Here is a 14,279-nt window from a genome sequence, read left to right as displayed (position 1 = left end):
GATTGATAGAATAATAGCAGTTGCCCTCAATTTAATAAATCCTCAGCATTTAAGAAATTGGTTTGCTAACTGTTGCTATTGTACCTCATAACAGCGGAAAACGCTGTATAGCTCGACTCCCTAAGCCATTGATTTATAACGACGCTTCAACTATTAAAGTAATATTGTCAATTCCGACGACGCGAACCACCTCACCAGGCTCAAAAGTCATGTCTCGATCGCACTTCGCCGGCCACCAACTGTTTTGGAAACGAACGCGACCGGACTCATTAGGTCGAATTTCTTCATCCACGATCGCTTTTTCGGAATTGTCAAAATTCATGATTGCTTACTCCCGATTGTAGATTTGCCTTAACTTTCAGAATTGATCGCAAACGACGCTGCAACGATCAAAGTAATATTTTCAATTCCCACGACGCGAACCACCTCACCGGGTTCAAAAGTAATGTCTCGATCGCACTTCGCCGGCCACCAACTGTTTTGGAAACGAACCCTGCCGCATTCTTGAGGGCGAATTTGTTCATCCACGATCGCTGTTTCAACATCGTTAATAGACATAGCTGCTTGCTCCTGAATATAAACTCGACTCGATTGGTGTGTAAGTTAGAAGCTTCTCTGTCAACTTCCCCTCCACACTCAACAGTATCCCCGGCCAACCTCGGCCGTGTCAGTCGGGAAAAGTCTATACAAGTCCACTGTTTGAGCGTGTAAGCGAGTCGGAAAAAGTCTGTTAAAGTTGTCTCAGATGGGTAACGCTAAACCTGGTGACTCAATGGAAGCCGATCGTGCACTGGATTTTACTAATTCGTTACTTGTGGCTCGAAACCTGAAAACTCTCGACAACCTTGACAGCGCTATCTTTCGCGAAGCATGGATGGGAGTGCAAGGCAGGACGTACCAACAGGTTGCAGATAGTGAAGGATATGGAGTAGGGACTGTTAAAGATGCCGCCTCTAATTTGTGGAAGCGGCTTTCAGCGCTGTTTGGAGAAGGCGAAAAAGTCAAAAGAGACAACCTTCAAGCGGTTGTAGAACGGTATTGGCGCAGCTACTCGAAAGTAGAACCGCAGTCGGGACAAACTGTTCCGGCCCAAGTATCTCTCGGACTTGATGCGGATTTGGAAATCGAAAACCCGAACTTTTTGGGCCGATTGGGGGCGATCGAAGATCTCAATACTCTTGTCGCCCAAGGTGCAAAAGTGATTGTCATCCAAAGTGCCGGCGGTATCGGCAAAACGACTTTGGCCAGACAGTATCTCAAATCTCAAGGGTTCGATCGAGTAATTGAACTGTTGATGGCAAAAGAGACAGAGAATATCACAGCCTTGGAAAGCGCGATCGAAGAATGGCTCAAGCAAGACTTTCAGGAAGAACCAGGGCCAGACTTTGGCGTCACCCTGGGGCGGCTGAAGCGACAGCTTCAGACTCACAAAGTCGGCGTATTGATTGACAATTTGGAAGCCGCACTCGACGGACAAGGTAAGTTTATTGAACCGCACCGACTTTACGTGGAACTGTTGCGAGTTTTGGCTGACGCAGCGGTGCAGTCGGTAACGCTGATTACCAGTCGCGATCGACTGTGCGATTCTGATGTCACCGTAGAACACTACCTGCTTCCAGGATTGGAAGTTGAAGTTTGGCGACAGTTTTTTAGCGCCCGCAATATCAATATAGATGATGTCGCCCTCAAGGAAATGCACAAAGTTTACGGCGGCAATGCCAAAGCAATGGGCATTATTTGCGGCACTATTCGAGAAGATTTTGACGGAGATATGGCAGCCTACTGGCTGGAAAACAGCGAAGATCCACTCCTTGAAACTGACTTAAAAAATTTAGTTACCAGTCAATTTAACCGCCTGCAAGAACTCGATGCCGAAGCCTATCAACTCCTCTGTCGCTTGGGCTGTTACCGCTATCAAGACGTGCCGACAGTCCCTACTGACGGACTTTTGTGTTTGCTGTGGGACGTGCCGGAAGCCGGACGCCGACAAATCATTAAATCGCTGTTGCACCGATCGCTAGTTGAGTCTCAGAAGGGCGAATACTGGCTGCATCCAGCAATTCGCGAAGAAGCCGTCGATCGGCTCTCGCCCGGAGACTGGGAAACTGCCAACCGCAAAGCAGCCGAGTTTTGGAGCGAGAGTGTTGAAAATATTGAGACTGTAGAAGATGCCCTGAAAGCTTTTGAAGCTTACTATCATTATGTGGCAATTAGCTGTTTCGAGCAGGCCGCTAGCGTTATCCTCAAAAAAATCAATATCCAGTTTGCCGAAGACTACACGCTGGGTAGAGCACTCTACAAATTAGGTTTTTTGCAGCCCTTAATTTCAGCCACTACTCGCATCGTCAACAATGTGACTTCTGATTATTATTTGAGCGGTTTATACAGTATTTTAGGTGTTTGTTACCGCATCTTAGGTGAAATAAATCTAGCCATAGAATGCCATCAAATATCAGAAATAAAAACTACTAAATCTTTGCAAATTATAGCTAAAAGTGGCGAACCAGAAACCGTCAAACAAGCTAATCTGGAATTCTGGAAAGTTAACGCTGCAATTAATATAGGTTTTTGTCAAATAGAAATGCGCGAATTAGAATCAGCTATGGAGATATTTGTCAAGCTGAAAAGTTCGCGGGACAAAATCGGGATTAATAGCTATTCGATCGATGTCGGGTTAGCTTTCCTCAACTCCTGTGTCGGAGCAAAAAAAGAGGCGGAAGAGCTCGCCGAAAAACTTTATGCCGATCGGGAAAACAGTCAGTTGGTGGGTACGGGATACAAGTTAGTTTTTCTCGCCGCCACCTATCAAAACCTGGGAGAGACAGAGAAAGCTTTGAGCTTGTACCGCCAAGCGATCGCCCAAGCCGACCAAAACCAGTACAACACCATCAAAGCCAAAGCTCTCAGCAGTATCGCAGCACTCTACCGAGAACAGGGAGAATTTGACCAAGCCCTGCAGCACCATGCAGAGGCAATAGAAATACTCAATCGAGCCAGCGCTAAATTAGACCGAGCCGAAGCTTCCTATCAACTAGCACTAACAGAACAAAAACTTGGTAACATCGAGAAAAGTCAAGAAAACTTTGAGCGCGCCATTCAACTGTTCAGCGAAATGGACGCCAGCAAACAAGTAGAAAAAGTACAGTTAGCCGTAACAAAAAAAACAGAAAAAATAGCTAATTAATCGAGCAAAAAATCAGAAAATAGATACAATAAATGAAAGAACAACCATAAACTTTGTAGATATGAAACTAAAACGATTGGGACACGTAGCCGTCTGCGTGCAAGACATAGAGAAGTCTGCTGAATTCTACCGCAACTTGGGTATGGAGTTAGTCTGGAAAGATGCAGACTGGGCTTATTTGAAAGCAGGAGAGGACGGATTGGCGCTGTTGAGTCCGAGTTACGACCAAGCAGGGCCGCATTTTGGGTTTGTATTTGACGATCGTACCGAAATGGAATCCGCCTACGAACAACTCAAAGCCGATGGTGTTTCCGTCACCCACATTCACGAACACCGCGACGGTACTGCATCCTTCTACGGCAGAGATCCAGATGGGAACGGTTTTGAATACCTTTACGAACCAGCCTGAGTATTCTAGAACTTGCGAATCGCGATCGGGCTAAATCCGTTTCAGGTGCGCGGCCTGGCCCACCCTACAGATTAGTGTGTCCGCGCACTCAAGACCCGTTGCTGACGGCCCGGAACATCCCTATAACTCCTCGAATAATGTGAGGTACTCACACCGACGCTTCTCAAGTAAGGTGCAGACTCTGAATCCGAAATATATCCGCAACTTCCGAAAATCGGCTCGATAATCTAAAATCTAAAATCTAAAATCTAAAATCCTCATGTTGCAGAGAATACAAGTCAGAAACCGCTGGAAATCAATCTTCAAACCCTGGGAAGAAGCAGACCATTGGCTGTTTGGTGCTTGCATCGCCCTTACCATCTTCGGCGGAATCATGATCCGCAGCGTCGAAATCAACCAGGGACTGATCGACTGGTGGCGGCACTGGGTAACTGGGGCAGTCGGTTTGTTCCTCGCCATCATCATTTCCCGCTGTCGCTACCAAATACTGCTTGAGTGGAAATGGCCGATTTACATATTAATCAATTTGTCGCTGATCGCAGTGCGTTTTATCGGTACTACAGGGCTCGGTGCCCAGCGGTGGATCAACATCGGCGGCTTCTACCTGCAACCCTCAGAATTTGCCAAAGTAGGCATGATTATCACTTTAGCAGCTCTCCTGCACGAGAAGAATGTCCCCACAGTCCGGGATATGTTGAGGATGCTGGCGATTATGGCTGTACCCTGGGGATTGATCTTTGCCGAACCAAATTTAGGTACTTCCCTAGTGTTCGGCGCGATCACAATGGGGATGTTTTACTGGGGAAATGTCAATCCCGGCTGGCTAATATTGCTATTCTCTCCTCTCATCTCAGTTCTCTTCAATAACTTGTCTACACCGATTTGGATAGCCTGGGTAGTTGTTGCGGGTATTATTGCTTGGCGAACCCTGCCTTGGCCCTGGTTGGGGACTTTCGGTGCTGTGTTGGTGAACGTTGTTTCTGGACACCTCGGACATATTTTTTGGAATGTGCTCAAGGATTATCAAAAAATGCGTCTGACAGGGTTTTTAAACCCCGAGAAAGACCCTTTAGGCAGCGGATATCACTTGATTCAATCTCGGATTGCTATTGGCGCTGGGGAACTGAAGGGTCGGGGTTTGTTTCAGGGAACGCAAACTCAGCTTAACTTTATTCCCGAACAGCATACGGACTTTATCTTTTCAGCGATTGGCGAAGAATTGGGTTTTATTGGCTGTATTGGCGTGTTGTTGGTGTTCTGGATAATTTGTTTCCGGTTGGTGACGATCGCTCAAACTGCTAACGATAATTTTGGTTCTTTGCTGGCGATCGGCGTACTGTCAATGTTGATTTTTCAGGTGTTCGTAAATATTGGGATGAACATTGGCTTGGCTCCGGTTACGGGCATTCCCCTGCCTTTCCTAAGTTACGGGAATGCGTCGCTGCTGAGTAATTTTCTCGGCCTGGGGCTAGTGGAGGCGGTGGCAAGCCAGCGACAGCGCAAGAAGCGTTGGAATTAGATCGTTGATAATTGGTAATGAGTTTTGGGAATGCGATCGCGCTTTTGATTTCTTTCGAGAAATTCTGCGGGCGATCGTATTTTTTTTATCGGCCTAGGCGCATCTAAATTTTACGTTTCCTGAGCGGAGCTTTTAGGAAACTCAAGTTTGATAAAATTCTTGTGGGGTGCGCGCGATAACCCGCCCCCAAATAAAATTTAGAAGCTCAAAAGCTTAAGTATATCAACTTAATTAAACCACTCCTGACGCAAACAATAAATGTTTTTGTGTGCTATGGGTAAGCCACTCTCTGTGCAGTGGAGATCCTAACTGAGGACGTTTTTAATGCCTGAAACCCTTGCTCTTATTACATCTTTTTTTCCTTCTTCTTTTCTTCTTCCTTCTTCCTCCTCACTTCCTTCCTTCTTCCTTCTTCCTGACATTCGTTTCATCCGTCGAGCCAATTCGTTGCCGAACTTCCGACTTCCATCGGACTGGCATCCGTTACATCCGTTACATCTCCTACATTGCTCGTTGCCGAACTTCCTTCTTCATAACATCCGTTACATCCGTTAAAGAATCCGTTGCCGAACTTCCTTCGCCTCTAATTATTCGTTCATATTCTTGTACGTAGCAACAGCCGAAGGCGAACTCCGGTTTAAGTAGCGGAATATCCAATACTTAAATACCGTATCCAATATCACTGGAAACGTTGCAATGAACAAAAATATGAACTGCCTATTTTCTGGCAGTCCCAAATGCCTCGATAAACCTTCGAGAATTACTTCCCAACCATGAGGCGAGTGGAATCCGACAAACACATCTGTAAACAAAATAATTACGAAAGCTTTCGCACTGTCGCTGAGGCCGTAAATCACATCGTCCATGAAAGACTTTAAAATCTCAATCTCTTTCTTGTTAGTGACGATAATAGCGGCAAAGGCAATGACTGAAATCAAATCTGCAAAAATATTTTTAATAGCTCCCCCACTTTCAGCGCGGTATTCCTCCGCGAGCTCAACTGCTTTCTCGGAAATCTTCTTTTCCGTTTCCTCTAAAGAAAGCGACGGAGCAGTGCCTATTAACCTTTCAAATTTCAGGTGCTGCTCAAATCTCTCCAGTTCTTGTAATGCTTCTTCTTCCAGGTTAACATTTATGAAAAGAGGGGCCTTTTCTTGACCTCTAAAATGGTCAACTATCGGTCCGACTAGAAAGTTTTTGGAGATTTGATTCGCCAACAGCGGAACTAAAATCAAAAGCAAAATAAATCTGAGAGAAATAATTGTTTTTACTTTGGAATTGCGAAAATTTTTGACTACTTCTTTTTCAGCTCCAGGGTCTAAATCTTTAGTGATTCGGTTCAAAGTTCCCAAAAGTGAGCGCGGTAATAAATTCACTTCTTCATAGTTAGTGTCAACCTCACCATCGTGAATTTGAACCGAATTAGCTGAACTTTTATTTTTGGGGTCAGGTGGAGAACTGCTATTTATTGTAGATTTTGCCTGCAGATTTACTGAACTGGCAACCGGAACAATTGCCGTCGATCTACTATTATTAATATACTTGTCGATGACTCCATCAATAAACTCTAGCTTCTCAAATATAAGGGAGGCTCTATCTTTATGGTTGAGAGGTAATCCGTGCTGGTGAGGCTCAGCGTTGTGCCCCGTTTTCGGTTTTGCCCCCACTCGCTCCGGCAGCTCCAAAAAAGAACGGCTAGCATTAAACTCAACCATTCTGGTTTGGATGACCTTGAGGTTTTTTTGCAGCTCGGATTTAAAGTAAGACAAGGTGCTTTGTCCGTACTCTCCCGATCGCTCAGAGATTCCTTGACCGCCAAAATGCTCGTCTTCTATCGCCTTAATGGCTAACGCAGCATCGTAGGCCTGTTCTAGGGCCCTCTCAGGCGTTTCTCGATACCATTGGTTAGCGCTGTAGAGATATTTTACAATCCTGTGCCACGGAGAAGTATTCATAGCAAAAGCTGGTTAGTTGCCTGTAGACATTAGTGATCAAACTATTCACGGTATGGTAACAAATTTACCTAAATTGAGAACTGCCATCGAGGATTCAATTTGGATTGTCGGATCTGCCCGCAGCGGCAAAACCACTCGTTTAGTCGAGCAGTTCTGCATTTGGAGCAAAACTGTCAAGCCCCTGCCCACAACAGTTTCAGGGCGATCGAGTTCCGGGCGGCGGCGGGCTGGACAAACTGCCCCAGCAATTTTAGTCTTAGCAGCTAATGGGGACAACCGACTAGAGTTAGCCGATCGCATCGCCGTCGCTACCGAAGGAAAATATACCTTTCACTCCACAACGCCCTTCGGTTTTTTTGAGCAGGAAGTATTGCTATTTTGGCCCCTGCTAGTTCAGTCGCTGAATTTGAGAGCTCAATTTCCCTTGCGACTGCAACCTGAAACCGAACTGGAACTTGCCACGAGACTCTGGCGTCGCGAACTAGACGAAGGCATTTTGCAACAAACAGGGGTAAGTCCAAACCGAATGGTGCGTCGAACATTAGACTTATTACAACTTGCTGCTGTCAGCGGTACGCCCAGAGAAGAGATTCCCAGCATTCTGGAACAGGGATTTGCGATCTCAGGCGGCTCGACCAACCTGTGGACTAGCATGGGAGAGTTGCTGGAAAGGTGGCGGGAATGGTGCTTGACGCGGGGGTTGCTGACTTACGGGATTGTTTGCGAACTCTACTGGCGCTATTTGTTGCCGGATGGCAGTTACCAGAAGCATTTAGCCTCTAGATACCAAGCTGTGATCGCAGACGATGTTGACGATTATCCGGCGATAAGTCGCCATTTGTTCGATCGGATGCTCGACCAAGGTGCAGCGGGGGCATTCTCCTACAATCCAGATGGAGGGGTGCGTTTGGGCTTGGGGGCTGACACGGAATATCTAGCCAGACTCGAAGACCGCTGTCAAAGCGTGGAAAATTTGGACGCACAAGCCGGTTTAGCCCCAGAAATTGGAGATTTAGCAGTAAGTTTAGCAGTTAATTCTGAGGGTTTTTATCCTTTAGGCTTGAGTTTGCCCGGTAAAGTTCGATCGCTCCAAACCACTTCCCGCGCTCAACTTCTGCGAGAAACCGCCGAAATCATCGTAGATGCAGTGAAGTCAGAAGCCGTGGAACCGCAGGAAATCGCTGTAATTGCCCCTGGGATGGATGCGATCGCCCGTTACAGTTTAACGGAAATTCTCGCGCGAGATGGTATCGCCGCCGTATCTCTCAACGATCAGCGTCCCCTCTCGACTACCCCAGAGATTCGCGCTTTACTCACTTTGTTAGCCTTAGTTTATCCGGGACTCGGCCGTTTAGTCGATCGAGACGGCGCCGCCGAAATGCTAGTAGTGTTGGGCAGCCAGAAACAACGTTCATTGGAAGCAGAAGATTCTAACTCGACTTTCAATTTAACATCTCAAATTCACAATCAAAAATCGATCGACCAAGTGAGAGCAGGTTTAATCGCCGATCACTGTTTTCGTCCAAATCTCGATCGACCTCAATTGCTGCCAATTACAGCCTTTCCCCGGTGGGACAGACTGGGACACCGAGCAGCCAGGGCCTACGAGCAGATTGTCGAGTGGATCGAACAACAGCGGTTGCAACAGCAGGACCGGCTGTTGCCGAGTCCAATTGCGCTGCTCGATCGAGCGATCCAGAAATTTCTCATGAACGACAGATACCTGCCCTACGATCGGCTAGCAGCCCTGCGCGAGTTAATGGAAACCGCCACCCACTACTGGGAAATCAACGGGCGAATGCAGCGCGTAGAACCAACAAACGGCGGCGACTCAGAAACGATCGCCCGGTTCATCCAGTTGTTGCGCCAAGGAACCGTCACCGCCAACCCCTTTCCAGTTCGTCCAGAAGGCCCAGCAGCCAGAGCCGTCACCCTCGCCAACATCTTTCAGTACCGCAGCAGCCGCCGGGCCCACAAATGGCACTTTTGGCTGGATGCCGGCTCGTCCCTGTGGCTGAGCGGCGGTGCGGCGACATTGTTTGGTGCTCCCTTATTTTTGCGATCGCAACTCGGGCGCCCCTGGGAAACCGAAGACGAAACGACTGCCGACCAACAGCGACTGCGGCGAATTCTGCTAGATTTATTAAGTCGCTGTTCCCTGCTTTACCTTTGCCACAGCGAACTATCCGTCAGTGGACAAGAACAAACCGGGCCACTTCTGCCCCTAATTAACAGCTCTGTTTCTTGTCAGAAGTCAGCATAAGAAAGTCGGCTTCTGAAGGCAAGAGGCACATATGTATTCGGCATTCGGCAGGAGGAAAGAAAAAATTATGACAGCGAAGATTTTTATTTTTTCGGCTTCTGGATCAATACACCGGGCTGACTCGAAGCCAGACTTCTAGGTTCTCTAGAAATGGGGCGATATTAAAGTATACCCAACATAGGCAGCAAAACGTGCAATCATTAATATTTTGAGATCAAAAGATGCCCGGCTTAAAAAATATCCATAGCCGTTGCAGTTTTGATTTAGTATGCTAGAAATGATCGGGATTATTAATCACTTTTAAGCCAGATTTGTGGCAACAAACTGATACTAATCAGTTCTTAAAGTTAATCGGGATCGTCGTTTAAAGGAGCCAAAATAATGCCAAGTGCAGTGCCAGTAGTATTTATACCAGAACCAACACCAACACCAGAACCAGAACCAGAGACGCCAACACCAGAGACGCCAACTCCAGAGACGCCAACTCCAACTCCGACTCCAACACCAACACCAACACCACCTCCCTCCGGGGACGACACCTTTGGCGGCATAGACGACACATTGGGCGGAGGCCAAGGTACCTCGCCCGGAATCATCGGAGGCGTAGTCCGTGGCACCGAAACCAACGACTCCTTAGTTGGCAGTCCCGGTCCCGACGTGATTTCCGGGCTGCAAGGCAACGACAACCTGCAAGGAGCCGACGGCGACGATTTAGTATTCGGGGCAGATGATGATGACGTGCTGTTCGGCGCGCCCGGCAACGACGTTCTTGATGGCGGTTCAGGACTCGATACCCTGTACGGAGGTAAAGACAACGACTCCCTCGACGGGGGAAATAACCCCGACCAGTTGTATGGCAATGATGGCAACGACACGGTAATCGGAGGCGAAGGCAGAGACACGGCTTACGGTGGTAAAGGCAGCGACAGCTTGCGTGGAGGCTCTGGGGACGATAGCTTTTTGGGCGATCGAGGCGACGACATCGTGTGGGGCGACCAAGGTAACGACTCGCTCTTCGGCGGCGATGGCGAAGACTTGCTATTTGGCAACGAAGGAGGTGACTGGCTCTACGGCAACGCCGGCGGGGATACATTTTTTTCCGGCGACGGCGACGACATCGTATTCGGCGGTGACGGCGACGACATCGTGGACGGCGGTGCTGGCAACGACGTTATTTGGGGCGAAGCAGGCAAAGACTTAGTGGCTGGAGGCGAAGGCAGAGATGTCTTCGTCATCGGTGCCTTCAGTTCCCCCAGCGGCAGCAGCAGCAGCGACGGCACTAACCCGGCATTTCTCACCACAGGCGGCCCAGATCTCGCCGATGCCGACATTTTCACAGACTTTCGCCAAGGCGAAGATTTAATCGGGTTAAGTGGCGACCTCAAGTTTGAAGATTTGGTAATCTTCCAAAGCACCGAGACCAAAGCCGGCAGTACAATTATTCGCAACGGCGTCAGCGGCGACTTTTTAGCAGTATTGCCCGGAGTAGACAGCAGAACCCTAGGGCGAAGCTCATTTGTAATTGCCCCCACAGTTCCCGGCAGCGCAACTCCGCTTCCCCTACCGACGCCGACAGATAGTCCGACACCAACGCCGACACCGACGCCGACAGGCAGTCCGACACCGACGCCGACAGGCAGTCCGACACCGACGCCGACACCAACGCCGACAGACGAGCCGGTGCCGACGTTCCCGACACCTGCGTTCCCGACGCCGACAGGAAGTCCGACGCCGACAGGAAGTCCGACGCCGACAAGCAGTCCGACGCCCATCTTTAACCAACCTCCAAGAGCAGTTAACGACAACTTCACCACGGTTGCGAGTCAAGAACTCAGTTTCAACGTTCTGTTGAACGACACTGACCAAGAACAAAGCGCTCTGACTGTCACGACTTTTGCTCCAGCAAGCAAAGGCAGTCTGGTTCCCGTGGGCGGCGGCGTATTCAAATACACCCCGAATCCGGGCTTCTCGGGTACAGACAGCTTTAGCTACTCGATCTCAGACGGCAGCGGCGGTACAAGTAAGGCGGTAGTAACCATCAACGTCAGTAGCCCGCCGCAGCTAATAATTAACGACGGTGTGGTGGTTGCCAAAAGTAATCCTACCCAGACAATCACTGCAGCCGATTTGTTAATCACAGATCCCGACAATAGCCCCTTGGAAATCGTTTACACGATTACTAAAGCCCCCGATGCTACCAGAGGTTTTGTCCAAAGGGGTAGCACCTTTCTCAACGTGGGCGGCAAATTCACCCAAGACGATATCAACAACAACATCGTCAAATACAACTTGCTGGCAGCAGGTGGCAGCGACACTTTCACGTTTACAGCCTCCGACGGGTCTGCAACTATCGGGCCGGCATCCTTCAGCATCACGGTGGTAGATAATATTGTCGATCGCAGCGCACTCCCTGCCAGCAGCTTTACAGGCAGCAACCTCAGCGACTTCATCCTCGGCGGGGCCGGCGACGATACCCTCTCTGGGGGCGACGGCAACGACATCATCGATGGCAGTGTCGGCAACGACATCGAATTCGGTGAAGCAGGCAATGACTCGGTGGTGGGTGCGATCGGCAATGACATCCTCGACGGCGGACTCGGCAACGACACCGTTGACGGCGAAGACGGCATAGACTCGCTTATCGGCGGACTAGGCAACGACGTGATGTTCGGCGGCAATGACAATGACAACCTCTTGGGCGGTGACAACAACGACACCATTGACGGCGGAACAGGCAATGACTCGATGTTGGGAGAATCCGGCGACGACTCGATACTTGGTGGCGCTGGAATCGACACCTTACTTGGTGGCATTGGCGACGACTCCCTCGACGGCGGTGCAGGCGACGACATCCTCGACGGTGGACTCGGCAGAAACTTGCTCGACGGCGGTCTCAATAACGATTCCATATCCGGCGGCGACAACGATGACACGATGTTGGGTGGAGGAGGCAACGACACGGGACTCGGAGGTTCGGGCAATGACTACGTGTTGGGCGAGGCCGGCACCGACTCCCTCGACGGCCAAGCGGGCGACGACACTCTCGACGGTGGTGCCGGCAGCGACTGTCTCAGCGGCGCCTTCGGCAATGACTTGGTATTGGGAGGCGATGACAACGACTCGCTTTCCGGCGGTGCAGGCAATGACATTTTGGGAGGTGGCAACGGTTCTGACTTGCTCACGGGCGATGCTGGCAATGATTTCTTCTACTACGAAACTCCCAGCGAAGGCGTGGACGTGATTGCTGACTTTAACGCTAACGGCAGCGAAACCGACAGATTTTTGTTCAGGTCATCAAATTTCGCAGGTTTAACGAACTCAGGAACTACTCTCGATTTCACCAGTTTTATCGTCAGGAATATCGGGTCTAGCGGCGACAACATTAGCAAGCAATCAGTCATTTTGTTTGAATCTAAATTTGACAACGCTCAAGCAGTAAATGCAGTGTTGAAGAATCAAAACGGTTCTAGCAAAGCGGGAGCTTTCTTCGTGTACCTGAACAATACTTTTAACAAGTACGTTCTCGGCTTTGACCCCAATGTGGCAGATGACAGTCTCCCAGCTTTTGATTTGGGAGTTTTGAATTCTATTCCTACAGTGCCGGGAGCGCTCAGCACCGTCATTACTGCCTCTGACTTTAAGTTTATTTAGTAGTTTTTGAGTAGCGTCGCAAGGAGTCGGAACAATGGCAAGTGCAGTACCACTAATTTTTCTCGAAGGGCGGCTACCCGATGAGAACGGGGATAGTTTGGATAGCGGCACGGTGCCGCAGCCTACGCCGTCGTCGGGAACGGAGCCGATGATGACGGGGACTTCGACAACGATGACGGGAACCGGGACTTCGACAACGATGACGGGAACCGGGACTTCGACAACGATGACGGGGACTTCGACAACGATGACGGGGACGGGCCCGGACATTTCGATCACCCCGGTGCCGCGGCCACCTGTGACAGTTCCCACGCCTCCCCCAGAGCCACTTTTTGTCGATGGCTTAGTTGTCGCAAATGACGGCAGTAACTATTTAATCGGCAGCTTGTTCAATGACACGATTTCCGGGGGTGCCGGCGACGACACGCTTCTGAGTCGGGACGGAGACGATCTACTCAGGGGCGATGACGGTAACGATTCTCTCAACGGCGGCGCTGGTAAAGATATCGTTGAGGGCGGGCGCGGCAATGACACGGCGCGGGGCGGCAAAGGCGATGACTTGGTTTCTGGCGACCAAGGCGATGACGTAGCTTTTGGCGACCAGGGCAACGATCTTGTCTTGGGTTCTGAAGGCAACGACACGCTGTACGGCGGTAAAGGCAATGACTGTCTGCGCGGAGGTGGCGAGGACGACCTGATTTTTGGCGACAAGGGCAATGACAGTGTTTTTGGCGACACGGGCAACGACTGCCTCATAGGTGCTGGGGGCAATGATATTTTGTTAGGCGCCGAGGGCGGGGATGTCATCACTGGCGGTGTTGGTAACGATACTGGTGATGGTGGCGAGGGTGATGACCTGCTCTTCGGGGGCGATGGCAATGATTCTTTTTCTGGAGATGCTGGGGATGATATTCTTTCGGGCGATCGCGGATCGGATACTCTGACAGGAGGCGAGGGATCGGATATCTTTGTTCTCGGTAGGGTGGGCACGTCGCCTGGTGGCAACGGGTTTCTCACTACTGGGGGCCGCGAAATCGGCGATGCTGATGTAATTAGAGATTTTAATGCGGGAGATTCGATCGGTCTAGCTGGAGGTTTGAACTTTACAGAGTTAGAAATTTTCCAAGGTCAAGGCTCGAATTCTAGCAACACGATTATTAGGGACAGGCAAACTGGGGAATTTTTGGCGGTGTTGATCGATGTTCGATCGAACTCGCTAGATGAATCTCGGTTCACTACAGCTCAAATACCGCGCGTAAACGACAATCCCTTCACCATTGAGGGGACAACCACCAGTC

Annotated in this window: 9 protein-coding genes; 6 read left to right on the top strand and 3 right to left on the bottom strand. The window is 49.7% G+C overall.

Annotation, left to right across the window (positions count from 1 at the left end; genetic code table 11):
• Positions 1–133 precede the first annotated feature (133 nt).
• A complete protein-coding gene (locus QUA38_RS02105) occupies positions 134–322 on the bottom strand; it encodes an NfeD family protein (RefSeq protein WP_333158775.1) in 189 nt (62 codons plus the stop codon).
• A 29-nt stretch (positions 323–351) separates the two neighbouring features.
• Positions 352–558: an NfeD family protein gene (locus tag QUA38_RS02100; protein ID WP_333158773.1), complete on the bottom strand. Its 207-nt coding sequence runs from the start codon at positions 556–558 to the stop codon at positions 352–354.
• A 187-nt stretch (positions 559–745) separates the two neighbouring features.
• On the opposite strand from QUA38_RS02100, the gene QUA38_RS02095 reads away from it, so the two are divergent.
• From QUA38_RS02095 to rodA, 3 genes are all read left to right on the top strand, one after another.
• Positions 746–3,184: a tetratricopeptide repeat protein gene (locus QUA38_RS02095; protein ID WP_333158771.1), complete on the top strand. Its 2,439-nt coding sequence runs from the start codon at positions 746–748 to the stop codon at positions 3,182–3,184.
• Between the two features lie 61 nt (positions 3,185–3,245).
• Entirely contained in the window at positions 3,246–3,593 is a 348-nt protein-coding gene (locus QUA38_RS02090) for a VOC family protein (RefSeq protein WP_190661613.1), read from the top strand.
• A 259-nt stretch (positions 3,594–3,852) separates the two neighbouring features.
• Positions 3,853–5,112 (top strand): rod shape-determining protein RodA, encoded by a 1,260-nt coding sequence (gene rodA / locus QUA38_RS02085; RefSeq protein WP_333158769.1) that lies wholly within the window; start codon positions 3,853–3,855, stop codon positions 5,110–5,112.
• Positions 5,113–5,699: 587 nt separating this feature from the next.
• Here the strand turns inward: rodA and QUA38_RS02080 are convergent.
• Positions 5,700–7,067 (bottom strand): proton extrusion protein PcxA, encoded by a 1,368-nt coding sequence (locus tag QUA38_RS02080; protein WP_333158767.1) that lies wholly within the window; start codon positions 7,065–7,067, stop codon positions 5,700–5,702.
• A gap of 52 nt (positions 7,068–7,119) precedes the next feature.
• On the opposite strand from QUA38_RS02080, the gene QUA38_RS02075 reads away from it, so the two are divergent.
• The 3 genes from QUA38_RS02075 to QUA38_RS02065 all read left to right on the top strand — a co-directional run.
• Positions 7,120–9,330 carry a recombinase family protein gene (locus QUA38_RS02075; RefSeq protein ID WP_333158765.1) on the top strand — a complete coding sequence of 737 codons (2,211 nt, stop codon included), beginning with the start codon at positions 7,120–7,122 and terminating at the stop codon, positions 9,328–9,330.
• Between the two features lie 381 nt (positions 9,331–9,711).
• Positions 9,712–12,981, top strand: a complete 3,270-nt coding sequence (locus QUA38_RS02070; RefSeq protein ID WP_333158763.1) for an Ig-like domain-containing protein — start codon at positions 9,712–9,714, stop codon at positions 12,979–12,981.
• A 34-nt stretch (positions 12,982–13,015) separates the two neighbouring features.
• A partial coding sequence (locus QUA38_RS02065) for a calcium-binding protein (protein ID WP_333158759.1) occupies positions 13,016–14,279 on the top strand: 1,264 nt, incomplete at its 3' end.

It is taken from the genome of Microcoleus sp. Pol12B4, from assembly GCF_036701385.1.
Lineage (GTDB): Bacteria > Cyanobacteriota > Cyanobacteriia > Cyanobacteriales > Microcoleaceae > Microcoleus.
Note: the sequence above shows the minus strand (reverse complement) of the source record. Positions and strands in the feature narration are given on the sequence as shown.

Excerpts from the sequence above, each read along its gene's own strand:
- QUA38_RS02105 (WP_333158775.1), bottom strand. The coding sequence starts at position 322 with ATGAATTTTGACAATTCCGAAAAAGCGATCGTGGATGAAGAAATTCGA.
- QUA38_RS02100 (WP_333158773.1), bottom strand. The coding sequence starts at position 558 with ATGTCTATTAACGATGTTGAAACAGCGATCGTGGATGAACAAATTCGC.
- QUA38_RS02095 (WP_333158771.1), top strand. The coding sequence starts at position 746 with ATGGGTAACGCTAAACCTGGTGACTCAATGGAAGCCGATCGTGCACTG.
- QUA38_RS02090 (WP_190661613.1), top strand. The coding sequence starts at position 3,246 with ATGAAACTAAAACGATTGGGACACGTAGCCGTCTGCGTGCAAGACATA.
- rodA (WP_333158769.1), top strand. The coding sequence starts at position 3,853 with ATGTTGCAGAGAATACAAGTCAGAAACCGCTGGAAATCAATCTTCAAA.
- QUA38_RS02080 (WP_333158767.1), bottom strand. The coding sequence starts at position 7,067 with ATGAATACTTCTCCGTGGCACAGGATTGTAAAATATCTCTACAGCGCT.
- QUA38_RS02075 (WP_333158765.1), top strand. The coding sequence starts at position 7,120 with ATGGTAACAAATTTACCTAAATTGAGAACTGCCATCGAGGATTCAATT.
- QUA38_RS02070 (WP_333158763.1), top strand. The coding sequence starts at position 9,712 with ATGCCAAGTGCAGTGCCAGTAGTATTTATACCAGAACCAACACCAACA.